The organism is Pseudotabrizicola formosa, from assembly GCF_002900965.1.
Lineage (GTDB): Bacteria > Pseudomonadota > Alphaproteobacteria > Rhodobacterales > Rhodobacteraceae > Pseudotabrizicola > Pseudotabrizicola formosa.
The window spans coordinates 73,332-96,050 of record NZ_PJOM01000002.1 but is presented as its reverse complement, the minus strand read 5'-3'; the positions used below and the strand labels follow the sequence as shown (position 1 = coordinate 96,050).

The following is a 22,719-nucleotide window of genomic DNA, read 5'->3' as shown; positions in this document are numbered from 1 at the left end:
CAAACCCACAGATCGGCTGGGCAGAGAGGAAACACAGGCATAAAACGCTCCTTCAGAACGGAAAGAACAGCGGAATCAAGGCCGAGATCCCCACCATCATCACGATATTCAGCGGCACGCCGATCCGCAGAAAATCGCTGAACCGATAGCCTCCGGGCCCATAAACCAGCGTGTTCGTCTGATACCCGATCGGCGTGGCGAACGAGGCCGAGGCCCCAAACATCACTGCCACCACAAAGGGGCGCGGATCAACCCCGATCTGCGCCGCCAGCCCGATCACAATCGGGGTCAGAATCACCGCCACCGCATTGTTCGACACGATCTCGGTCAGCACCGAGGTCAGCGCATAGACCACAAAGATCAGCATGAAGGGCGGCAGCCCCTGCATGACGGGCGCGATCCAGCCCACAATCAGCTCCACCGCGCCGGAATGGTCCAGCCCCGCCCCCACCGCCAGCATCGCAAAGATCAGCGCCATCAACCGGCCATCGACAAAGCCGAAGGCCTCATCCGCATCGATGCAGCGCGTCACCAGCACCACGGCCACGCCGATCATCGCCAGCATCAGGATCGGGGCCACGTTCAGCGCCGACAAGCCGACCACCGCCGCCAGCACCAGCACCACGATGGGCGCCTTGGTGCGGCGGTAGGCCCGGTCCGACGGTTCCGAGATATTGACCACATCCATCTCTGTCGCCAGCCGCCGGATGTCGCCGGGCGCGCCTTCCAGCAGCAGGGTATCGCCGATCTGCACCACCAGATCATCCAGCTGCCGGCCGATGTTCTGGTTCTTGCGGTGCACCGCCAGCGGATAGACACCGTAGCGCCGCCGCAACCGCAGGCTGCCCAAAGACCGCCCCACCATCGCGCAGCCGGGTGTGATCAGCACCTCAACGGTCGTGGTCTGGACCGAGGACAGCTTGTCCACCATCCGCAGCTCTTTCGACTCCTGCAGCGCCAGCACCTCGGACATCGGCGTGCGCAGCACCACCCGGTCGCCCAGGGCAAGCTCCACCCCGGCCAGTTCACGCCGCAAGGACGCATCGCCGCGCAGCACATCGACGACGCGCATGTTGTCACGCTTGAACAGGCCCACGGCATCAACCTTTTGCCCGATGATCGGGCTGTCCTCGGGCACCACCACCTCGGTAAAGAACTTCATCTGGCTGCGGTCTGACAGCATCATCGCCATGCTGTCGCGGTCGGGCAACAGACGTTTGGTGAACAGCGCGAGGTAAGTCAGTCCGACCAGCGATGCGGCTATGCCCAGCGGCGTGATCTCGAAAATGCCGAACGGCTCCAGCCCCCGCTCGCGCGCCACCCCGTCCACGACGATATTGGTCGAGGTGCCGATCAGCGTGATCGTGCCGCCGAAAATCGCGAGGTAGGACAGCGGGATCATCAGCTTGGACGGCGACAGCGCCAGCTGCCGGGCAATCTGCATGAACACCGGGATCATCACCACCACGATGGGTGTGTTGTTCATGAAGGCCGACATCGCAATCACGCCCAGCGCGATCACCACCAGCGATGATTTCGGATGCGTCTTCACATAGCGCAGCGCATATTGCGTGGCTGTGTCCAGCGCGCCCGTCCGCACCAGACCGCCGGCAATGATGAACATCGCCGCAATCGTCCAGGGTGCCGCGTTCGACAAGGCGCTTACCGCATCGGCCTGCGGCAGGATGCCCAGCGCCAGCATCAGGCAGGCCCCGCCGATCGCCGTCACCTCGACCGGATAGGTTTCGCGCACGAACAGCATCAGCATGCCCGCCAGAATCGCCAGCGCGACATAGGCCTGCACCGCCTGATCCAGCTCGATCCCCAGCATCACGCCTCCTGTTCCACGCGCAGGGCGGCAGCCCTTGGCCGCACCAATGCCACGCCCGACAGCACCACCACAAGCGCAACCCAGACCAGGGGCTGCAACCGCTCGCCCAGCAGCAGCATCGCCCAGATCACCCCGGCCCCGGTGACCAGATACGAGCATTGTGCCGCAAAAACCGCCCCTGCGCGTGCGGCCAGCCAGACATAGCCCGCATAGCACAGCGCATGCACCACGCTGGACCCGACCAGCGCCCATTCCGGCGCGGCCCAGTTCCCGCGCGGGTCAATCCACTGCCCCGTTGCAAGCGTGACCGGCAGGCACAGCACCACCCCCACCAGACTGGCCATGAACATCGCCTGCACCGCATCCATCCCGCCGGTCCCGGCGCGGGCGACGTAATTGGCCTCCAGCGCATAAAACAGTGGCCCCACCAGCGCCAGCGGCAGAAACACCAGCAGATGCCCCGGCAAGCCCGCACCCGGGGCCGCAATCATCGCCACCCCAACCAGCCCCAGCCCCAGCCCGGCAATCCGCCGCAGCGAAAACCGGTCCATGCCCAGCGCCAGCGCGATGGGAAAAGACAGGATCGGCACCGCCGAAATCAGGATCGACATGATCCCCGACGGCAGGTGCTGAATGCTGGTGTAGAATGTCGCATTGGGCACCAGCGTGCCCAGCACCGCCACCACCAGTGCAAAGATCAGCGCGTCGCGGGTGACCACCAGCCCTTTGCCCCGTGCCAGCGACAGCGCCCCCAGCACCATCGTGCAGATCACCAATTGCCAGAAGATCAATCCGAACGGCTGATAGCCGGTGCTGGTCGCAAGCTTGCCCAAGGGCTGCGTCAGCCCCCAGCCAAGACCAAGCGCCATCAGCACAAGGGCAAACAGCCGGTGGTCGCTCAAGGCAGCGCCTCTTCCAGCCGCCCGCCAAGCCGGATCATCCGCAGCTTTACCGCCTTGCCGGTGCGGTCATCGGTTTCCACATACACCCCCGACAGCGTGGCCGGCCCGCCCGCCGGTTCAAACCGCGCCTTCGGCATGCCGGTGATAAAGCGGCGCAACGGCTCCAGCTTTTCCATCCCGATCACGGAATTATAGTCGCCACACATTCCGGCGTCGGTCAGATAGCCGGTGCCCCCAGCCAAGATCTGCGCATCCCCCGTGGGCACATGGGTATGGGTGCCCACCACAAGGCTGGCCTGCCCGTCGCACCAATGCCCCATCGCCATCTTCTCAGACGTGGCCTCGGCATGCACATCGACGAGTGCAGCCTGCACCATGCCGCCCATCGGATGCGACTTCAGCACCTGTTCGATGGCGGAAAACGGGTCGTCGAACGGGCGCTTCATGAACACCTGCCCCAGCACCTGCGCCACCAGCACCTTGCGCCCCTGGGTCGCGGTGAACACCCGCCACCCCTTGCCCGGCGCGACCTTGCTGAAATTGATCGGCCGGATGATCCGCGGTTCCTGCTCGATGAAGCTCAGCATGTCCTTCTGGTCAAAGGCATGATCGCCAAGCGTGACACAATCCGCCCCGGCCCCCAGCAGAAGTTTCGCGTGCTCCGGCGTCAGACCCGCCCCCGAAGACGCATTCTCGCCGTTCACCACCACGAAATCGAGGTTCCATTCCAGCCGCAGCCCCGGCAACCGCTCGGCAATCGCCGCGCGCCCGGTCCGGCCCATCACATCGCCAAGGAAAAGCATTCGCATGCCCCTCCGGTTAAGCCCCGCAGCACGGCCCTTCAAGCAAAATCGCAGCGGTCCCTGCGCCCGGTTGACGCGGCACCCCACACGGCTACCTTGCGAGAATGAACCGCCTCCCCGCCGCATTGTCAGACTGGTTCGCCGCCAAGGGCTGGACCCTGCACCCGCATCAGTGGGAGATGCTGGCCCGCGCCGAGGCCCCGGCCACCCTGCTGATCGCGCCCACCGGGGGCGGCAAGACGCTGGCAGGCTTCCTGCCCACCCTTGCCGAGCTGACCGAGAGCCCCGCCAAGGGCCTGCACACCCTCTATATCTCGCCGCTCAAGGCGCTTGCCGCCGACATCCGCCGCAACCTGCGCACCCCCATCGAGGGCGCAAACCTGCCCATCCGGGTCGAGGACCGCACCGGCGACACCACCTATACCCAGCGCCGCCGCCAGCGCGCCGACCCGCCGCACATCTTGCTGACCACGCCGGAATCCCTCGCCCTCCTTCTGTCCTACGAAGATGCCCCACGTATCTTTGCCGGGCTGCAACGGGTTATTCTGGATGAACTCCACGCCCTGGCCGAATCCAAACGCGGCGATCAGATGACGCTGCTGCTCGCCCGCCTGCAAACGCTGTCACCAACGCTGCGCCGCGTCGGCCTGTCGGCCACGGTCGAAGACCCGCCGGCCCTGGCCCGCTTTCTCGCCCCCGAGACCGGCATCCTGCTGGCCGACCCCGGCCCACCGCCCGATATCCAGATGCTGGAAACCGACACGGCCCCGCCTTGGGCGGGCGGTGGCGGGCGCTATGCCATGGCCGCCATTCTGGAACAGGTGGCGCAGCACCGCACCACCCTCATCTTCCACAACACCCGCGCGCAGGCCGAACTGTTCTTCCGCGACCTGTGGCTGGCCAATACCGCAGACCTGCCCATCGGCATCCACCACGGCAGCCTGTCGCGCGAACAGCGCGAACGGGTCGAGGCCGCCATGGTCGCTGGCGCCTTGCGCGCCATCGTCTGCACCGGAAGCCTCGACCTTGGCATCGACTGGGGCGATGTCGATCTGGTGATTCAGGTTGGCGCGCCCAAGAACGTCAAACGCCTTGTCCAGCGCATCGGCCGCGCCAACCACCGCTACAACGCGCCCTCCAAGGCGCTGCTGCTGCCCGCCAACCGCTTTGAGGTGGTGGAATGCAAAGCCGCGCTTGATGCCGTGCGCGACGGCACGCTGGATGGCGAGCCGCGCGGCCCCGGCCCGCGCGACGTCTTGTGCCAGCACATCCTGCTGACCGCCTGCGCCGGCCCCTTCGACGCCGATCGCCTCTATGCCGAAGTTCTCACCGCCGGCCCCTACGCCGCCCTGACCCGCCCCGCCTTTGACGCCACGCTCGATTTCGTCGCCACCGGCGGCTACGCCCTGCGCGCCTATGACCGCTGGCAGCGCCTGAAACAGACCAGCGGCCTCTGGGCCTTGCGCGACCCGCGCGCGGCTGCCGTGATCCGCCAGAACCTTGGCACCATCATCGACACCGAAACCCTCAAGGTCCGCCTGAAAAACCGCACCGGGGGCACACCGCTGGGCGAGGTGGAAGAGGCCTTCGCCGCCACCCTGACCCCCGGCGACACGTTCCTGATCGGCGGGCAGGTCGTGCGCTATGAAGGCTTGCGCGAGATGACGGTCGAGGTCACCAACCAGCCGGGCCGCGACCCCAAGGTCGCGGTGTTCAATGGCACAAAATTTGCCACCTCCACCCTGCTCACCCAGCGGATTCTTGACATATTCCAGCAATCCAGCTGGCCCGACCTGCCCGCCCATACCGCGCAGTGGTTGTCCCTGCAACGCGAGGTGTCGCGCCTGCCCGATACGGACACCCTGCTCTGCGAAAGCTTCCCGCATGACGGGCGCGAGCATCTGGTGGTCTACGGCTTTGCCGGCCGCAACGCGCAGCAAACCCTTGGCCTCTTGCTGACCAAGACGATGGAAGAGGCGGGCCTTGCCCCGCTTGGCTTTGTCGCCACCGATTACGCCACCCTGATCTGGGGCATCGACGCCGTGCAGGACGCCGCCCCCCTGTTCGACCTGCAGGCGTTGCAAGAGGGGCTAGAAACCTGGCTCGCGGGCAATGCGGTCATGAAGCGCACCTTCCGCGCCAGCGCCATCATCGCGGGCCTGATCGAACGCAGCCATCAGGGCCGCCGCAAATCCGGGCGGCAGGCCACCTTCTCCTCCGATATCCTCTATGACACCTTGCGCAAATACGACCCCGACCACCTGCTGCTGCAAATCACCCGCGAAGAGGCGATGCGCGGGCTGATCGACTTTTCCCGCATCGAAGAGATGCTGACCCGCGTCGCGGGCCGGATCGAGACCCGCCGCCTGCCCCGCCTGTCACCGCTCTCCGCGCCCCTGTTTCTGGAGCCCGGCCGCATCCCGGTGCAGGGCATGGGCCGCGAACGGCTGGCCGAAGACGCGGCACGGCGGCTGATGGAGGCGGCAGGGCTGGCGTGACTCACAGGGGGATTGCCAATCCTGCCCGCTTTGGGCAAGCCGGGGCGCATGACCCTTGCCCTTGTCCTTGCCGGTGAATCCCTGATCGCCCGCCCTTCGGGTGCCCTGTTCTGGCCGGACCAACAGCTGTTGTGCGTGTCAGACCTGCACCTTGGCAAATCCGGGCGCATGGCGCGCCGGGCGGGCACCCTGTTGCCGCCCTATGAGACACGCGAAACCCTGCTGCGGCTGGAGGCCGAGATCGAGTCCACCGGCGCGCGCAGGGTGATCTGTCTGGGCGACAGTTTCGATGACAGCGCGGCGCTTGACGGGCTGGACGTGGATGACCGGCTCTGGCTCACCCGTCTGATCGCCGGGCGCGACTGGATCTGGATCGCCGGCAACCATGATGCAGGCCCGCTCGATGTTGCGGGCAGCCACCGGGCCGAGGTGCATCTGGGTGCCCTCACCTTCCGCCACATCGCCGAACCGGGTGCCAAGGGCGAAGTGTCGGGCCATTACCACCCCAAGGCACGGCTGGCGGGCAAGGCATGGCGGTGCTTTCTCGCAGATGCCGGGCGCCTGATCCTGCCGGCCTTTGGCACCTATACCGGCGGGCTCTGGTGCCACGATCCGGCGCTGACCGGGCTGATGCAGCCCGGCGCGCTGGCAGTCTTGTGCGGCGGCACCGTCGCCCGCGCAATCCCGATGCCGCGCCGGCCCTAGGCGGTCAGCCCCTCGGGCTCGGGCAAGCCATGCGCGCGGCAGCAGGCGGTCAGCGTATTGGCCAGCAGGCAGGCAATCGTCATCGGCCCCACCCCACCCGGCACCGGGGTGATCGCCCCCGCCACGGGTGACACGCTTGCGAAATCCACATCGCCCACCAGCCGCGCCTTGCCATCCCGTTCCACCCGGTTGATGCCCACATCAATCACCGTGGCCCCCGGCTTGACCATATCACCGGTGATCATCTCTGCCCGACCCACGGCGGCCACCAGAATGTCCGCCCCCCGGCAGATCGACGCCAGATCCTTCGTGCGCGAATGCGCGATGGTGACCGTGCAACTGTCCCCCAACAGCAGCTGCGCCATCGGCTTGCCCACAATGTTGGACCGCCCGACCACCACCGCATGCATTCCCGCCAAAGACCCGTGATGGTCGCGCAGCATCATCAGACAGCCCAGCGGCGTGCAGGGCACCATCGCCTTTTGCCCGGTACCCAGACGCCCGACGTTCAGAATGTGGAACCCGTCCACATCCTTGGCCGGATCAATCGTGTTGATCACCAGATCGGCGTTCAGATGCGCAGGCAACGGCAGCTGCACCAGAATGCCATGCACCGATCGGTCCGCATTCAGCCGCGCAATCAGCGCCAGCAGATCGGCCTGCGATGTCTCGGCCGACAGCTTGTGCTCAAAGCTGGCCATCCCGGCTTCCACCGTCTGCACGCCCTTGTTGCGCACATAGACCTCCGAGGCCGGGTCTTCCCCCACCAGCACCACGGCCAGCCCCGGCACCACCCCGTGCTCTTCGCGCAGCCGCGCCACGCCCTGTGCCACGCGGGCGCGCACCGCTGCGGCAAAGGCCTTCCCGTCGATCACCTGCCCTGCCATATCAGTCTTCCTTCCGCATCGAATCCGGTCCCAGCCGGTTTTCTTCCCGCGCAATCGACCAGTCGATCAGCCGCCGCCACAGCTTTTCCACCAGATCGGGCGGCAGGCCATAGGCCACCGCATGGCGGCGCACATTTTCCACCACCTCCTCGACGCGAGGCCCGATCCGCGCCGGCAGATCCACCTCGGCCTTGATCTCGGCAGCGCGGTCGATATAGCCCGCGCGTTCCGCCAGCAACCGGACCAGATCCTCATCCAGCCGGTCAATTTCGGCCCGGATATGGACCATGGTTTCGCAGTTCGCAGGTGTGCGCATCGGATGTGTCCCGTTCAGATCAGCCAGATGGCTTCGACATAAAGTGCGGCCTCGCAAAGGGCAACGCGGGGTTTTGCCTCAACGCGCGCTTAGAACAGCCCCTCGACATCGCCATCCGCATTCAGCCGGATCACCTCGGCCGATGGCACGCGCGGCAGGCCGGGCATCGTCATGATCTCGCCGCAGATCGCCACCACAAAGCCCGCGCCCGCCGACAACCGCACCTCGCGCAGCGGGATGCTATGGCCCACCGGGGCGCCCCGCACCGACGGATCGGTGGTAAAGCTGTATTGCGTCTTGGCGATGCACACCGGCAAAGGCCCGTGGCCTGCCTCCTCCCACGCCTTCAGCTGATCGCGCACCGAAGCATCGGCCACCACCCCTTCGGCGTGATAGATCTCGCGGGCGACGGTCTCGATCTTGTCAAACAGCCCCATCGCATCGGGATAGAGCGGCGCAAAATCGGCCACGCCACTTTCGGCCAGCTCCACCACCTTGCGCGCCAGATCCTCGATCCCCGCCGACCCTTCGGCCCAGTGCTTGCACAAAACGGCCTCGGCCCCCAGCCCGGCCACGTAATCCTTCACCGCCTGCACCTCGGCAGGCGTATCGGTGGTGAAATGATTGATCGCCACCACCACCGGCACGCCAAACTTGCGCACATTGCCGATATGGCGGCCAAGATTGGGGCAGCCCGCCCGCACCGCCGCGACATTCTCGGCCCCCAGATCCGCCTTGGCCACGCCGCCGTTCATCTTCATCGCCCGCACCGTGGCGACAATCACCGCCGCCGCAGGCCGCAACCCCGCCTTGCGGCACTTGATGTCAAAGAACTTCTCCGCCCCCAGATCGGCGCCGAATCCGGCTTCGGTCACCACATAATCGCCCAGCTTCAGCGCCGTGGTGGTGGCAATCACCGAATTGCAGCCATGCGCGATATTGGCAAACGGGCCGCCATGCACAAAGGCCGGATTGTTTTCCAGCGTCTGCACCAGATTTGGCTGCATCGCATCCTTGAGCAGAACCGTCATCGCGCCATCGGCCTTGATGTCACGGGCCGTCACAGGGGTCTTGGCCCGGGTATAGGCCACCACGATATCGCCCAGCCGCCGCTCAAGATCGGCCAGATCGCGGGCAAGGCACAGGATCGCCATAACCTCCGACGCCACCGTGATGTCAAACCCGGTCTGGCGCGGAAAGCCGTTCGACACGCCGCCAAGGCTGGTCACCACATCGCGCAGCGCGCGATCGTTCATATCCATCACCCGGCGCCAGACAATCCGGCGCGCGTCGATATCCAGCGCATTGCCCCAATAGATATGGTTGTCGATCATCGCCGCCAGCAGGTTATGCGCCGAGGTAATCGCGTGGAAGTCGCCGGTGAAATGCAGGTTCATCTCCTCCATCGGCACCACTTGCGCCATGCCGCCGCCCGCCGCCCCGCCCTTCATCCCGAAATTGGGGCCAAGCGACGCCTCGCGGATGCACACCACCGCCCGCTTGCCGATCCGGTTCAGCCCGTCACCCAGCCCCACGGTCGTCGTGGTCTTGCCCTCCCCCGCCGGGGTCGGGTTGATGGCCGTCACCAGAATCAGCTTGCCGTCGGGGCGGTCCTTCAGACCGGCGATGAAGCCTTGGCCCACCTTCGCCTTGTCATGGCCATAGGGCAGCAGATCCGCCTCGGGGATGCCCAGCTTTGCGCCGATGGCCTGAATCGGCAGTTTTTTCGCCGCGCGGGCGATTTCGATGTCTGATCCCAAGGCCATGTCACTCTCCCAAACGGCAAGGATGCGCCTTTTACCGGCGCTTGGCCCCAGTGTTAGCCGCCCGAAGGCTCAAGACACAGGCATTTCCGACCTGTCAGCCGTAAAATTCGGCGCAGACAGGCCCTGGCGCATCACGCGCGCCGCGCCTCCTTCAGATGGGCCCAGACCGGCTGATCGGGAATGTGCAGCGTGATCGCCTCGCCCAGCGTGAACACGCCCTCGCGCTCCACCCAGGCCGTAACCCCGCGCCGCCCCTTGGCTGCCGCCTTGAACTTGGCCCCGAACCCGGGATGCACCGCATTGATCGGCTTGCCGGGCAACACGCAGGGGCGGTTTTCCATATCCACCACCAGCGTGGCCCCCGAGTCGCCCTGCAAGCGCGACGAGGGCGGCAGATGGCTGAAATCGGGCAGGCCCGCAATCACCATGGTCGCCCCCACCAGCGCAGGGTCCAGCGCGTCAAGCCCCATGCGCGCGGCAATCTCGGCCAGATCCTCGGCCCCCAGCAGGGAAAACTGCCGCGTGTTGCGGATCACCGTATCGCGCGGGTATTGCGCCTTGACCCGGCTGCAGGCAGGCCGCGTCAGCCCGCCATGGGCCTCGCCTGCAGGGCCGTCAAAATCGGCCCGCAGCTCGGTGACCGGCTCTGCCTCCAGCTGCCGGTCGCGGTCAGGCACCACGCCCAGCCAGGTGATCCGGCCCACAAATCCGGTTGGTTTCAAAGCTGGCATCGCATGCCCCCCAAAGCACGTGTCACAAAGAAAAACCCCCGGAACCTTGGCGGGTTCCGGGGGTCTGTCAGATCATCGGTCCGATCAGGCCATCGGCTCCGGCTCCAGCCCGCCAGCGGCCTTGGGCTTGAGCTTCGGGATCGACGGGATCGAGGCCAACCCGCCCCCCGAGGCCGGCTTGTCGGCATCATCATCGCCGCCCAGCTTTTCGCCTGCGACAACCTTCTTGATCTCATCGCCGGTCAGCGTCTCATACTCAAGCAAGCCCTGCGCCAGCCGCTCGAACTCCGTATTCTTTTCCAACAGAATGCGGCGCGCCGTCTCATAACCCTCATCGATCAGGCGCTTCACTTCCTGCTCGATCAGCCGCTTGGTCTCGGCCGAAACCGAGAAGCCGCCGGTATTGCCGGAATAGCCCTCGGCCGCTTCGGCATAGTCGATGTTGCCGACCACATCCGACATCCCCCAGCGCAGCACCATGGCCCGCGCGAGGGCCGACGCCTGCTGAATGTCACCCGATGGGCCGTTCGACACCGAATCCTCACCCCATTTGATGATCTCGGCAGCCTTGCCGGCCATGGTCATCGCGATGCGCTGTTCGCACTGGTCGCGGTGCCAGTTCAGGCGGTCCATCTCCGGCAGGCTCATCACCATGCCAAGCGCACCACCGCGCGGAATGATCGTGGCCTTGTAGACCGGGTCACATTTCGGCAGCGCCATGCCCACAACGGCGTGGCCAGCCTCGTGATAGGCGGTCATTTCCTTCTGGTCCTGCGTCAGCACCATGCTCCGACGCTCGGCCCCCATCATCACCTTGTCCTTCGCGTTTTCGAAATCGTCCATCGCCACAAAGCGACGGCCCACGCGCGCGGCCATCAGCGCCGCCTCGTTCACAAGGTTCATCAGATCGGCCCCCGAAAATCCGGGCGTGCCACGCGCAATCGTACGCAGGTCAACATCCGGGCCCAAAGGCACCTTGCGGGCATGCACGCCCAAGATCTTCTCACGGCCCTTGATATCGGGGTTTGGCACATGGATCTGGCGGTCAAACCGCCCCGGACGCAGCAGCGCAGGGTCCAGCACGTCCTTGCGGTTGGTGGCGGCGACGATGATCACACCTTCATTCGCCTCAAACCCGTCCATCTCGACCAGCAGCTGGTTCAGCGTCTGTTCGCGCTCGTCATTGCCGCCGCCGATGCCCACGCCCCGGGCGCGGCCCACGGCGTCAATCTCGTCGATGAACACGATGCAGGGCGCGTTCTTTTTCGCCTGCTCGAACATGTCGCGCACACGGCTTGCCCCCACACCGACGAACATTTCCACAAAGTCAGAGCCAGAGATGGTAAAGAACGGCACCCCCGCCTCGCCGGCAATGGCGCGGGCCAGCAGGGTCTTACCGGTACCGGGCGGGCCAACCAGCAGCGCGCCTTTCGGGATCTTGCCGCCCAGACGGCTGAATTTCTGCGGATTGCGCAGGAATTCGACGATTTCCTCAAGCTCTTCCTTGGCCTCATCAATCCCGGCCACGTCGTCAAACGTCACCCGGCCATGCTTTTCGGTCAGCAGTTTGGCGCGCGACTTGCCAAAGCCCATCGCCCCGCCTTTGCCGCCGCCCTGCATCCGGTTCATGAAGAAGATCCAGACCCCGATCAACAACAGGAACGGCAGGAAGGTCATCAGGATCGACACAAAGCCGGACTGCTGCTGCGCCTCGGCCCGCACTTCCACCCCGGCGGCCACCAGCCGGTCGGTCACATCGGTGCCCTGCGGCACGATCGCGGCATAGCTGTTGCCGTCGCTGCCGCGCACCTGCAGCCGTTCGCCATCAATAACCACACTCGACACCTGACCGGCATCCACGCGCTGCACGAATTCCGAATAGGAAATCTGGCGCGAGGATGTGGTGGTCTGGTTGCCGCCAAACAGATTGAACAGCGCAAGGATCAGAAAGAACAGTACGACCCAGAATGCGATATTTCGTGCATTGCCCACGAGGCATCTCCCCACATGTCCGCCGCCCGGAACGGGGTGGCGGTCTTGTAACCTAAGATAGACAGAACCGCGCCGGGTTCAATGCGATAACAGGAATAAGCCGAAACCTGCCGTCAATGTCGCAGAGTAAGCGCTGTCTTTCGACAGGATCGGGGCGCTGATCAGCCCTGCGCCCCGCCAAACCCCGGGTGTGGCCATGGCCACCGCCCGCGCAAGGCCGGCCGCGCGCCAGTCTGGCACCTGCGCCAGCCCTTGTGCCCCCAGCGCCCGGACCGACGCTGATTCTGGCCCCGGTTCCGGCCCCGGTTCTGGCCCCGTCACCCGCCAGCGCCCGTCCCACACCGCACCCAAAGCCACCTCCGGGCCCAGGCCGCGCGACTCGCGCACCAGCAGCATCACGCCCTTGTGCGGCAGCAGACGACAGCCCCACAGCGTCGCCGCCCGTCCCGCCGCCATCGCCTGCACCATCCGTGCCAAGGCCTCGGCCCGTGGCGGATACTCCGCCCCCGACATCCACAACAGCGCCGCCTGCATCAGCCGCCGTGCCACCTCGCCCGGCAGCGCGGCAAAGCCCGCGCGGTCAATCTCCAGCGCCCCCCCCCGCTCCACCACCAGCCGCGCGGCGGCCCCTGCCACCATCCCGCGCAGGTCGGCCTGCACCGCCGCCAGATGGCGCGCCACGCTGGCCAAGCCTTCGGCCGTGATCCCCACCTCGCCCAGGCCCGCCAGCGCCCGGCGCATCTTCACCCGGTCAAAGCCCGGATCGTCATTGCTCGGGTCATCGACAAACCACAGCCCCCGGCTTTGCAGATACCCCCGCAGTGCCGCCCGCGTCACGCCCAGCAGGGGCCGGTGAAACCACACGCCCCCCTGTTGCCACCGGGGCCGCATGCCGGACAATCCGTCAAGACCCGCCGCCCGCGCCAGCCCCAGAAGCACGGTTTCCGCCTGATCATCCGCCGTATGCGCCACCAGCACCGCGCCAATCCCGCGCGCCGCCGCCCAATCGGCCAGCAACCCGTACCGCGCCCGCCGCGCGGCATCCATCAGATTGCCCGCCACCGCGCCATGCTGCCAGACCAGCACCTCATGCGGCAGGCCCAGCCCGGCGCAGACCTGCGCCACGCCGGCAGCCTCTGCCGCCGAAGCCGCGCGCAAGCCATGGTCCACCGTCGCCACCGCCAAAGGCCGCGCCCCGGCGACCCCGGCCATCAGATGCAGCATCGCCATCGAATCGCCGCCACCCGACACCGCCAGCCCGACCGGCCCCGGCGGAAATGACGAAAGCGCCCGACGGGCGCTTTCACTCGGATCATGCTCTGGATCAGCCTGCACTGGCCCATCCCTCACTGGCACTGATAGCCTTGCATCGCCACCTGCGCCTGCGTCGCGGCCATGCTGCCGGGATAGCGTGTGCCCACCTCGGCCAGCGTCACGCAGGCCTCGGGCGTCTGCCCCAGCACCCCCAATTGCTCGCCCAGTTTCAGCAGGCTGTCCGCCGCCAATGGCCCGTCCGGGTTCACCGAAAACGACTCCAGATAGGCCCGCGCCGCATCCGAGGTTTCCCCCAACCGCACCAGCGCCTCGCCCCGGCTGAACTGTGCCTCCTGGCTCAACGGCGAGCCAGGATAGGATTGGGTAAAGGTCGCAAAGAGGTCCGCGGCGGTGCGAAAGTCACCCTGACCGAGCACCTCCCGGGCCCGGTCAAAATCCGCCTGCTCGCCAATCGCCAGCTCTGCCCCGCCCGCAAAGGGCGCTGTCGGTTCCTCGATCACCACCGCATTGGGCGCTTGCGGCGCGGCAACCGCCCCGCCAGCGACATCCCCCCCCAAGGGCGGCGTGGTGCCGATGGTGGCAATATCGCAGCCCGGCGTCACTTCGCACAGCCGGAACTCCAGATCGCCGATCCGGTTGGTGCCATCGCTCACCACCCGGTTCAGCCGCAGCTCGATCTCCTCGGCCCGCGCGGTCAGCCGGGACAGCTCTGCCTCCAGCGTATCCATCCGCTGCAGCGCCGACCCACCGGCCAGCCCACCGCCCGAAGCGCCGGTCTGCACCAACTCGGTTTTCAACTGATTGAACTCGGCCGACAAAGACCCAAGCTCGGCCCTTATATCGGCCAGCGTCTGATCGCTGGCCTGCCCGAAGGCAGGCCCCGCCATCAGCACGCATGCAGTCAGGGCAGCACGCAGCATCCGCTTACGCCCCCGCGCCCATCGACAGCACCGTCACCGACCGGCGGTTCTGCGAATAGCAGGCCTCGGTCGAGCACACCTCGATCGGGCGCTCCTTGCCATAGCTGACAGTGCGCATGCGGCCCGCAGGAACCCCTTGCGAAATCAGGTAGTTCTGCACCGCAGCCGCCCGGCGCGCGCCCAGCGACAGGTTGTATTCGCGCGTGCCCTGCTCATCGGCATGACCTTCGATGATCACAGCATAAGAGCTGTTGGCCATCAGCCATTGCGCTTGACCCGACAGCACCTGACGGCCCTGATCGGTCAGCGTGTGCTGATCCACCGGGAACAGCACGCGGTCCCCGACGCGCTGGTTGAAATAGGCAATCGACGCCGGATCATTCGGGTCACCCAGACCCGTGGTGTCGACGAACCCGCCGTTCATGCCACCGGCCCCACCCGCGCCCGCGCCCGCGCCACCGGCGCCAAAACGATCAGGGTTGTTACAGGCTGCCAGCCCAAAGACAGCGACAAGCAGAAGGGCCTTGGGAAGAAGCGTCATCATCAGTTTCCTTTTGTTCTCTGGCGCGATGCACCAGATTCATATCAGATGTGCCGCGCCCTGTGAAATGGGGCGCGGCGGAATGGGTCAGGGCAGCAAGGGCGACCATGCCGGGTCGGACGCGGCCCCCTCGGTCGGGATCTGGCGCAGGTTGCGCCCGGAAATATCCACCGAATACAACGCCGCCTCGCCGCCCGCACCGCTGGTTTCGCGGGTGAACATGATCACCCGGCCATTCGGGGCCCAGGTCGGGCCTTCATCGAGGAAAGACGCGGTCAGCAGACGCTCCTCCGAGCCATCGGTGCGCATCACGCCAATGTGGAACCGGCCCTGATGCTGCTTGGTAAAGGCAATCATGTCGCCGCGCGGGCTCCACACCGGGGTGCCATAGCGCCCCTGCCCGCCCGACACACGCCGCCCTTCGCCGCCACTGGCGGGCATGATATACAGCTGTTGCGTCCCCGACCGGTCGCTTTCAAACACGATCTGGCTGCCATCGGGCGAAAAGCTGGGCGCGGTTTCGATCGATGGCGCATTGGTCAGCTGCTGCAACCCGCCCGACCCGATGTCGAGCATGTACAGGTCCGAATTGCCGCCCCGTTCCAGTGAAAACACCACCCGGCTGCCATCGGGCGAAAAGCGCGGCGCAAAGGTCATGGTGCCCTCCTGCTCCGCCAGGCTTTGCGTGCGCAAAGACCCCACATCCATCAGCGTGATGCGCGGAAAGCCCGAGGCATAGCTGGTATACAGAATGCGGTCGCCGCTGGGCGAAAACCGCGGGGCCAGCACGATGGAACTGCTGTCGGTCAGGTACTGCACATTCGCGCCATCATAATCCATCACCGCCAGCCGCTTCAGCCGCTGGTTCTTTGGCCCGGACTCGCTCACGAACACCACGCGGCTGTCGAAATACCCGCCCTCGCCGGTGATCCGGCTATAGGCGGCATCGGCCACCTTATGCGCCATCCGCCGCCAGGTCTGGGTGGTGCCGGCAAATTGCAGCCCCTCGCCCAATTGCTGGCCGGAAAACACGTCGAACAGTCGGAACTTCACCACGATCCGGTCACCCGACACCGTGACCGCCCCGGTGATCACCGCCTGCGCGTTGATCGCCTTCCAGTCCTCATAGCCGATCGAGCTGTCAAAGCTGCTGACCCGCGCAATGTGGGCCTCGCGCGGGATCTCGCGGAACAGCCCGGTGCCCGACAGATCGCTGGCAATGACCCGGGCGATGTTGCGGGCATAGTCGCCCGCCCCGCCCTCATCGACAAAATCGGGCACCGCAAAGGGCAGCGGTTCAATCACCCCTTCGGTGATCTCGATGCGCAGCGGCCCGGTCTGCGCCTGCGCCGGGGTCATGGCCCCGGCCAGCGTCACGGCGAGCGAAAGCGCGGAAATGAGAAAACGGTTTACTGTCATCATGGCCTCGGGTTGTCCTCGGTCTGTTGCGGGCAGCATAGTGCAGCCATCGCCGGGGTTAGGGGGAAAAGGAACCGCAAAGGTGCCTTTTCGGCAAATATTGGCGCAAATGTGATCATCGCATCCGCATCCCATCGGGGTTGAACACCAGCTCCATCTCGCGCCACTGGTCATATTTCTCGGGCGGCAGTGGAAATCCGCGCGCGCCACAGCGGATGATCGCCCGACGCGCCGCCTCGAACGCGCCGCGCGCCCCGGCGTCAGATCCGCCGGTGGCCTCGATCATGCGGATCGACCCCGCATCCGGCACCCCATCCTGCCCGACCGACACATAGACCACCACCGTGGTGTTCAGCGCATCCGACGACAGGCTGCCCACATTCCAGCACTGCTGCACCGCCACGCGCAAGGCATCGCGCTCGCCGCCGGTCATCGGCGGCCCTTGCGGCGCATTGGTGGCCCCGGTCGCGGCCGGGGTTTCCGCCGCCATCGCCTCGGCCAGGGCCGCGGCCACCGCATCCGCATCGGTATCGGTCGCAGGCTCGGGTGCAGGCTCCGGCGCGGGTTCTGGCGTGGCCGCCGCCGCCGTCTCTACCGGCGGGGCTTCGCTCTGCACCGGGCGGCCGCGCGGGCGCGGGCTGCTGGGCGGCGCGCCCGAGGCCACAATCTCCTCATCACGATTGGCTTCGGTCTCCAGCACGGTGCCCGCCTCTTCGGGCGCTGCCTCCGGCTCTTCGGGCTCCACCACCTCGGGTTCCTCGATCGGGTCCGGCGTCACCGCCTCGACCGGGGCTTCCGCCACCTCCACCGCAGGCTCTGGCGCCTCCACCGGCACCGGGGCCACACGCGGCGCGGGCCGGGGGCGCGGGCTTTCGGTCAAGGGCAGCGGCACCTCGGGAATGGGGTCCGGGTTCACCGGCAGCGGCAAGGCATCCGCCACCCCGTTGTTTTCGGGCAAAGGCTCGGGCGAAGGCTCCGGCTCCGGTGCCGGTTCGGGCGCGGCCTCGGGCAGATCTGGCACCACCGGCGGCGGCGGCTGCACCGCTGCCTCCTCTGCCGCCTCCTCTGGTGCCTCCTCGGGGGCAGGGTCTGGCGCGGGCGCAGGCGTCGACGGGGCCGCCGCCACCATCGCATCAAACTCCGCCGCAGACATCAGCGACACTTCGGCCACCTCCACCGCCGCCGGCTCGGTGCGTTCAAACAGCCAATCTCCCAGAATCACCCAGAGGATCAAAGCCGCATGGCCCGCGCCGGAAATGAGGGTGCCCGTCTGCATACCGCCTGCGTTTTCCCAATCGGCCCTAGTTGCCTGTGCCGTTCATCGCAGGCCCATCCGTATCGGTCACCAGACCGATGGAATTGAACCCGCCCGCGTTCAGCGCTCCCATGACTTCCGCCACCCGCTGATAGGGGATCGCCCCATCAGCGCGCAGAAACACCTTGTTGCTGTCCCGCTCCGCCGCAATGGCCGTCAGCCGCAGGATCAGCTCCTCCATCGGCACATCGGTGGTCTGGATCAGCGTCCGCCCATCCGCCGTCAGCGTGATGGTCAGCGGCTCTTCCTGCTCGGTCGGCAAGGCACTGGCGGCCGTGCGCGGCAACTCCACCGGAACCCCCACGGTCAGCATGGGTGCCGCCACCATGAAGATGATCAGCAGCACCAGCATCACATCGACAAAAGGCGTGATGTTGATCTCATTCATCGCCGCCGACTTGCCGCGCCGCCGCCGGCCCGTGCCGCCGCCCGATTTCTGCTGAACCCCGCCCCCCATGGCTCAGGCGTCCAGCTGGCGGGACAGGATGGTGGCGAATTCATCGGCAAAGCTTTCATAGCCGCCAAGAATGCGCTCACTGTCGGAATTCAGCTTGTTGTAGAACACCACCGCCGGAATCGCCGCGACAAGGCCGATACCGGTGGCCAGCAGCGCCTCGGCAATGCCGGGGGCCACAACCGCAAGGTTGGTGTTCTGCGAAATGGCGATCTGCTCAAAGCTGTGCTTGATCCCCCAGACCGTGCCGAACAGCCCGATGAACGGGGCCGTGGCCCCGGTGGTGGCTAGGAAGGACAGGCCGTTGTTCAGCCGCTCGCTCTCACGCGCAATCGCCACATTCATCGCCCGGTCGATCCGCGCCTGCGCGCCGGCAATCAGCGCCCCGTCCTGCCGGTGGCTGCGCCGCCATTCCAGCATGCCGGCGGCAAAGATCTTCTCGCTGGCCCCCTCGGGCGTCGGGCCGATCTTTTCGAACAGCTCATCCAGCGGTTCGCCCGACCAGAAGGCGCGGTCAAACACCTCGGCCTCGCGCCGGGCCGCGCGGAACATGATGTGCTTTTGCACAATCGTGGCCCAGGACCAGAAGGACATGACCGCCAGCATCAGCATGACGATCTTCACCGTCAGCGTTGCGCGGGCAAAAAGCGCGATCAAGGAGAAATCAATCTCCTGTGCCATCGCAAGGGTTTCCGTTTCCATTACGCCTGCTCTTGTTATCGGGGCCTTGGTGACCGCCTGTTGACCTGATTCTATCCGGATTTGAAGGGGAATGCCAACACAACTGCGTCACGATGCAGCGGGTGGCTGAAACATGCTGTAACAGGGGAGCGTGCATGCCAGCGCCGCCATCCTTCGTGCGCGCGGGTTCCACGCGCAGGTTCCACGCGCAGGTTCCACTGGGCCGGGACCGCCCCTTCAATGAACGCTTCGCCCGGCAAGGCCTTGACCGGTCCATTAAGTATGGTGCTGGCCCGAAGAGGGTGTGTTAGGCACAGACAGATCGTCACTCCAAAGCAATCCCTTTGGACTGCATCCGTGCCGGGTGTTGACTTGCTCCGCAAGTTCTCGGCCAAAGGAGGCTCGCGCCATGTCCAAGACACCCGCTGCCCATGTCGAAGCGGCAAGCACGCTTGCCGTGGTGCTCTCTTCACATGAACCCCTGCTCTATCTGACCGCAGATCAGGTGATCATCGCCGCAAGTGCTTCGTTTTGCAGTGCTTTTGACCTTGAATTGGCAATATTGCCCGGCAAACGCCTCGGCGCGGTGGGAAACGGCGAATGGGCGATGCCCAAGCTTGCCTCGTTGCTGGAAGCAACCGCTGCGGGAAGTGCGCAGATCGACTCCTATGAAATCGACCTCAAGCGGCCGGACCGCAAGACACGGAATCTGGTCGTCAACGCCTGCACATTGGAAGACGGCGACACAGATCATATCCGGTTGCTGGTTTCCGTGACCGACGTCACGGACGCGCGCGCCAACGCACGCCTGAATGACGATCTCGTCCGGGAAAAGGCCGTTCTGCTGCAGGAAGTTCAGCATCGGGTCGCAAACAGCCTGCAGATCATTGCCAGTGTTCTGATGCAGAGCGCACGCAAGGTCCAGTCCGAAGAGGTGCGCGGTCACCTGCACAACGCCCATCACCGGGTGATGTCGATCGCTGCGGTGCAAAGACAGCTTTCCATCTCTCCAGGCGGTGACGTCGAAATTCGCAGCTATCTGACCCAGCTTTGCAACAGCCTTGGCGCCTCAATGATCGCCGACCCTGATCGTCTCTCGATCTCCGTCTTGGTGGATGACAGCTCGGTTACGGCAGAGGTATCCATCAGTCTCGGCCTTATCGTGACCGAACTTGTCATCAACGCGCTCAAGCACGCCTTCCCCGATCAGGCGACCGGCAAGATAGTGGTGGGTTACCAGACAAAGGGCAGCGACTGGACCCTTTCGGTCACGGACAATGGCATTGGGATGCCAGAGGGCAGCAGCGCGCCCAGAGCCGGCCTCGGAACCGGGATTGTGGAAGCGCTGACCAAAAACCTCGGGGGCGAACTTCAGCTCACCGAGGCAAACCCCGGCACCGCCATCAGGATCAGCCATTGTGGAAGCGTCGATCACCATAAAGACATCCGGCCCGCGGCATAGGAACCAAAGGGGGTGCGGGCGCGCTTTGTAAGAGTGCCCGCGAACGCCGGCTCTTTTATCAGGAATGAGAAACAGATGAAGAACGGTACGCACATTGTCCTGGTGGTTGAAGATAGCGCGCTCATTCGCATGGGTGCCATCGACCTTGTCCGCTCTGCCGGTTACGAGGCGCTGGAAGCCTGTGATGCAGACGAAGCCATCCGGATTCTCGAGTCGCGGGACGATATCGATCTGGTCTTCACCGATGTGCAGATGCCGGGCACCATGGATGGCATAAAGCTCTCGCACTACATCCGTGACCGGTGGCCACCTGTAAAGCTGCTTATCGCGTCCGGCGCAGCGATCATCGGAGCAAGCAGCCTGCCATCAGGAAGCCAGTTTTCCTCGAAACCCTACGATGATCATGAAATCATCGACGTGATGACCCGCTTGCTTGCCAGCGACGGCATGTCTTTCACCAAAGTGCCGGACTGATCCATCGGGGCTTTCTGTCGCTCTTTCTCTCTGATCGGGGCGATAGAACACGGGACAGGCGACACCTGAAGACCCCTCGCCATTCCTACGCTCAATCGTTAAAAATTCCCTAAAAACAATTCTCAACCCCTTGATTTCCCTCACCCCGTACCGGCTTCCCCCTGTGTTACAAGCCACCCCTCCAGCAAACCCCTCACCCCGGCCGGGATCCGCACCGCCCCCAGCCCCGCCCCCACACAGACCAGCACCACCCGCGCCGCGAACAGCCGCTCTTGCCCGCGCCAGACCACCTGATCCAGCACGATCCGCGCGCCCCCCAGTTCCACCAGCGCGGTCTCCACCACCAGCACATCATCAAACACCGCAGGCCGCAGGTAATCTGCCTCCAGCCGCCGCACGGCAAAGACCACTCCCTGCTCGGCCCGCAGCCGCGCCTGATCCACCCCCAGCGCCCGCACCCATTCGCTGCGCCCCCGTTCAATGAACCGCAGATAATTGGCGTAGTAGACGATGCCCGCCAGATCGGTATCCTCGTAATAGACCCGCAGCTCAAACCGATGCGCCACAGCCATCCCCTTTTTCCACTCCGCGGGAACCCAAGCCCCCGCCACACGTTCCCCAGCCCCATAACCGGAGTTTGCCATGCACCGCGCCGCCCTTGTCCTCGCCCTGACCCTCGCCACCCCCGCAGTCTCGGAAGAAATAGGCCGCGTCGGGGTGGACTGGGTCGGCAATGACATCATCATCGAAAGCGTGGCCGATCCCAAGGTCCAAGGCGTCACCTGCCATCTGGCCTATTTCGACCGGTCCTTGATCGACCGGCTGTCCAACGGCAACTGGTTCGAAGACCCATCCTATTCCGCCGTCGATTGCGTGCAGACCGGGCCGATCACGGTGGGCGACATCGACGATGATGACAGCGGCGAGACGGTGTTTTCCGAACGCCAGTCGCTGATCCTCAAATCCCTGCGCATCACCCGGATCTATGACCGCGCCAACAACGCGCTGGTCTATCTGGCCCATGCGAATGAGCTGACGCAAGGCTCGGGCAAGATGTCGATCTCGGTCATTCCGCTGGCCGCCCCCTAAAGCCTGATCCGCGCGGCCAGCCGCAAGGCGTGGCTGGCATCGCGCCCCGCCACCGGCATCACCGGATGATAGGCCGCGCGGATCACCGCCGCCACCTCGGGGCGCAGCACTGCCCGTCCCTCCACCTGCCCCAGCGGCGACGCCGCCGCAAAGGCAGCCTCACCCCAGGTCAGTATCACCTGTGCCGCTTGCGACAGGGCCAGCGTCTCGGCCGGCAGGTTCGACAGATGGCCGTCCATCCGCACCAGCACGAAACAGGCCCGGATCGCTCCCGTCGCCTCGAACCGGAACGCGCGGTACTGGTTGGCCCCCGCCGCCTCCAGCCGGTCCAGCAAGGGCAGCAGGCCGGGAATCAGCTGGTCAAGCTTGGGCACCTCGCGCAGCTCATCCCAGTCGCGCACGAAAAACAGCATCAGATTGGCGCCCAGCTCGCTGTCGGTCTCGGCCATCTCATGCCCGGCAAGGGCCACCACCGCCTCGACCGCGCCCTTGATCACCCCCAGCGTCGCGTCTTCCACGCCAAAGACCACCGGCACGATCGGCCGCGCCCAGCGGGCGCACAGATAGCTGCCATCGCCCCGCGTGAACAAAGCCCCGATCTGATCCGCGTCCATACCCGCCCCCGTTTGCTGGCCCGCAATTACCGCCACCGGCTCCC

At 65.6% G+C, this 22,719-nt stretch carries 22 protein-coding genes; 5 read left to right on the top strand and 17 right to left on the bottom strand.

Features of this window, described 5'->3' with window-relative positions; translation table 11 throughout:
- Nucleotides 1-52: 52 nt before the first annotated feature.
- The 3 genes from CXR43_RS04595 to CXR43_RS04585 are packed head-to-tail and all read right to left on the bottom strand — an operon-like array spanning nt 53 to nt 3,542.
- Nucleotides 53-1,831, bottom strand: coding sequence for an SLC13 family permease (locus CXR43_RS04595; protein ID WP_168219748.1), 1,779 nt, complete (start codon nt 1,829-1,831; stop codon nt 53-55).
- A complete protein-coding gene (locus CXR43_RS04590) occupies nt 1,831-2,733 on the bottom strand; it encodes a DMT family transporter (RefSeq protein ID WP_246831276.1) in 903 nt (300 codons plus the stop codon). The genes CXR43_RS04595 and CXR43_RS04590 overlap by 1 nt, the downstream gene beginning before the upstream one ends.
- Nucleotides 2,730-3,542: a TIGR00282 family metallophosphoesterase gene (locus CXR43_RS04585; RefSeq protein ID WP_103332905.1), complete on the bottom strand. Its 813-nt coding sequence runs from the start codon at nt 3,540-3,542 to the stop codon at nt 2,730-2,732. The genes CXR43_RS04590 and CXR43_RS04585 overlap by 4 nt, the downstream gene beginning before the upstream one ends.
- Nucleotides 3,543-3,640: 98 nt before the next feature.
- Here CXR43_RS04585 and CXR43_RS04580 point away from each other — a divergent pair, with 98 nt between their 5' ends.
- The gene (locus tag CXR43_RS04580) at nt 3,641-6,034 is read left to right on the top strand and encodes a ligase-associated DNA damage response DEXH box helicase (protein WP_103332904.1); all 2,394 of its coding nucleotides are present in this window, start codon (nt 3,641-3,643) and stop codon (nt 6,032-6,034) included.
- A 48-nt stretch (nt 6,035-6,082) separates the two neighbouring features.
- Complete coding sequence (gene pdeM, locus CXR43_RS04575) at nt 6,083-6,739, top strand: ligase-associated DNA damage response endonuclease PdeM (RefSeq protein ID WP_103332903.1); 657 nt, start codon at nt 6,083-6,085, stop codon at nt 6,737-6,739.
- On the opposite strand, the gene folD is transcribed toward pdeM, so the two are convergent.
- The 12 genes from folD to tolQ all read right to left on the bottom strand — a co-directional run bounded on the left by folD (nt 6,736) and on the right by tolQ (nt 19,057).
- Nucleotides 6,736-7,626: a bifunctional methylenetetrahydrofolate dehydrogenase/methenyltetrahydrofolate cyclohydrolase FolD gene (folD, locus tag CXR43_RS04570; RefSeq protein WP_103332902.1), complete on the bottom strand. Its 891-nt coding sequence runs from the start codon at nt 7,624-7,626 to the stop codon at nt 6,736-6,738. The two genes, pdeM and folD, sit on opposite strands and share 4 nt — an antisense overlap.
- Before the next feature lies 1 nt (nt 7,627).
- Entirely contained in the window at nt 7,628-7,942 is a 315-nt protein-coding gene (locus CXR43_RS04565; protein WP_103332901.1) for a chorismate mutase, read from the bottom strand.
- A gap of 89 nt (nt 7,943-8,031) precedes the next feature.
- Nucleotides 8,032-9,708 carry a formate--tetrahydrofolate ligase gene (locus tag CXR43_RS04560; RefSeq protein ID WP_103332900.1) on the bottom strand — a complete coding sequence of 559 codons (1,677 nt, stop codon included), beginning with the start codon at nt 9,706-9,708 and terminating at the stop codon, nt 8,032-8,034.
- 131 nt (nt 9,709-9,839) lie between these two features.
- Nucleotides 9,840-10,439, bottom strand: coding sequence for an MOSC domain-containing protein (locus CXR43_RS04555; RefSeq protein ID WP_103332899.1), 600 nt, complete (start codon nt 10,437-10,439; stop codon nt 9,840-9,842).
- An 84-nt stretch (nt 10,440-10,523) separates the two neighbouring features.
- Nucleotides 10,524-12,431 (bottom strand): ATP-dependent zinc metalloprotease FtsH, encoded by a 1,908-nt coding sequence (gene ftsH / locus CXR43_RS04550; protein ID WP_103332898.1) that lies wholly within the window; start codon nt 12,429-12,431, stop codon nt 10,524-10,526.
- 78 nt (nt 12,432-12,509) lie between these two features.
- Nucleotides 12,510-13,766, bottom strand: coding sequence for a tRNA lysidine(34) synthetase TilS (gene tilS, locus CXR43_RS04545; RefSeq protein WP_146036465.1), 1,257 nt, complete (start codon nt 13,764-13,766; stop codon nt 12,510-12,512).
- A gap of 11 nt (nt 13,767-13,777) precedes the next feature.
- Nucleotides 13,778-14,626 carry a tol-pal system protein YbgF gene (gene ybgF, locus CXR43_RS04540; RefSeq protein WP_103332896.1) on the bottom strand — a complete coding sequence of 283 codons (849 nt, stop codon included), beginning with the start codon at nt 14,624-14,626 and terminating at the stop codon, nt 13,778-13,780.
- Between the two features lie 4 nt (nt 14,627-14,630).
- Nucleotides 14,631-15,167 carry a peptidoglycan-associated lipoprotein Pal gene (pal, locus tag CXR43_RS04535; protein WP_103334020.1) on the bottom strand — a complete coding sequence of 179 codons (537 nt, stop codon included), beginning with the start codon at nt 15,165-15,167 and terminating at the stop codon, nt 14,631-14,633.
- Nucleotides 15,168-15,254: 87 nt separating this feature from the next.
- A complete protein-coding gene (gene tolB, locus CXR43_RS04530; protein ID WP_103334019.1) occupies nt 15,255-16,586 on the bottom strand; it encodes a Tol-Pal system beta propeller repeat protein TolB in 1,332 nt (443 codons plus the stop codon).
- 115 nt (nt 16,587-16,701) lie between these two features.
- Nucleotides 16,702-17,862 carry a cell envelope biogenesis protein TolA gene (locus tag CXR43_RS04525; RefSeq protein WP_103332895.1) on the bottom strand — a complete coding sequence of 387 codons (1,161 nt, stop codon included), beginning with the start codon at nt 17,860-17,862 and terminating at the stop codon, nt 16,702-16,704.
- Between the two features lie 25 nt (nt 17,863-17,887).
- Nucleotides 17,888-18,358 carry a protein TolR gene (gene tolR / locus CXR43_RS04520; protein WP_103332894.1) on the bottom strand — a complete coding sequence of 157 codons (471 nt, stop codon included), beginning with the start codon at nt 18,356-18,358 and terminating at the stop codon, nt 17,888-17,890.
- A gap of 3 nt (nt 18,359-18,361) precedes the next feature.
- Complete coding sequence (tolQ, locus tag CXR43_RS04515) at nt 18,362-19,057, bottom strand: protein TolQ (protein WP_103332893.1); 696 nt, start codon at nt 19,055-19,057, stop codon at nt 18,362-18,364.
- Nucleotides 19,058-19,445: 388 nt separating this feature from the next.
- Between tolQ and CXR43_RS04510 the strand changes: the two genes are divergently transcribed.
- Nucleotides 19,446-20,498 (top strand): sensor histidine kinase, encoded by a 1,053-nt coding sequence (locus tag CXR43_RS04510; protein ID WP_103332892.1) that lies wholly within the window; start codon nt 19,446-19,448, stop codon nt 20,496-20,498.
- A 75-nt stretch (nt 20,499-20,573) separates the two neighbouring features.
- Nucleotides 20,574-20,972: a response regulator gene (locus CXR43_RS04505; RefSeq protein WP_103332891.1), complete on the top strand. Its 399-nt coding sequence runs from the start codon at nt 20,574-20,576 to the stop codon at nt 20,970-20,972.
- Between the two features lie 140 nt (nt 20,973-21,112).
- Here the strand turns inward: CXR43_RS04505 and ybgC are convergent, their stop codons facing one another.
- Entirely contained in the window at nt 21,113-21,538 is a 426-nt protein-coding gene (ybgC, locus tag CXR43_RS04500) for a tol-pal system-associated acyl-CoA thioesterase (protein ID WP_103334018.1), read from the bottom strand.
- Nucleotides 21,539-21,614: 76 nt separating this feature from the next.
- On the opposite strand from ybgC, the gene CXR43_RS04495 reads away from it, so the two are divergent.
- Nucleotides 21,615-22,061, top strand: coding sequence for a CreA family protein (locus CXR43_RS04495; protein ID WP_103332890.1), 447 nt, complete (start codon nt 21,615-21,617; stop codon nt 22,059-22,061).
- Here the strand turns inward: CXR43_RS04495 and CXR43_RS04490 are convergent.
- Nucleotides 22,058-22,675 (bottom strand): hypothetical protein, encoded by a 618-nt coding sequence (locus tag CXR43_RS04490; RefSeq protein WP_103332889.1) that lies wholly within the window; start codon nt 22,673-22,675, stop codon nt 22,058-22,060. The two genes, CXR43_RS04495 and CXR43_RS04490, sit on opposite strands and share 4 nt — an antisense overlap.
- Nucleotides 22,676-22,719 lie beyond the last annotated feature (44 nt).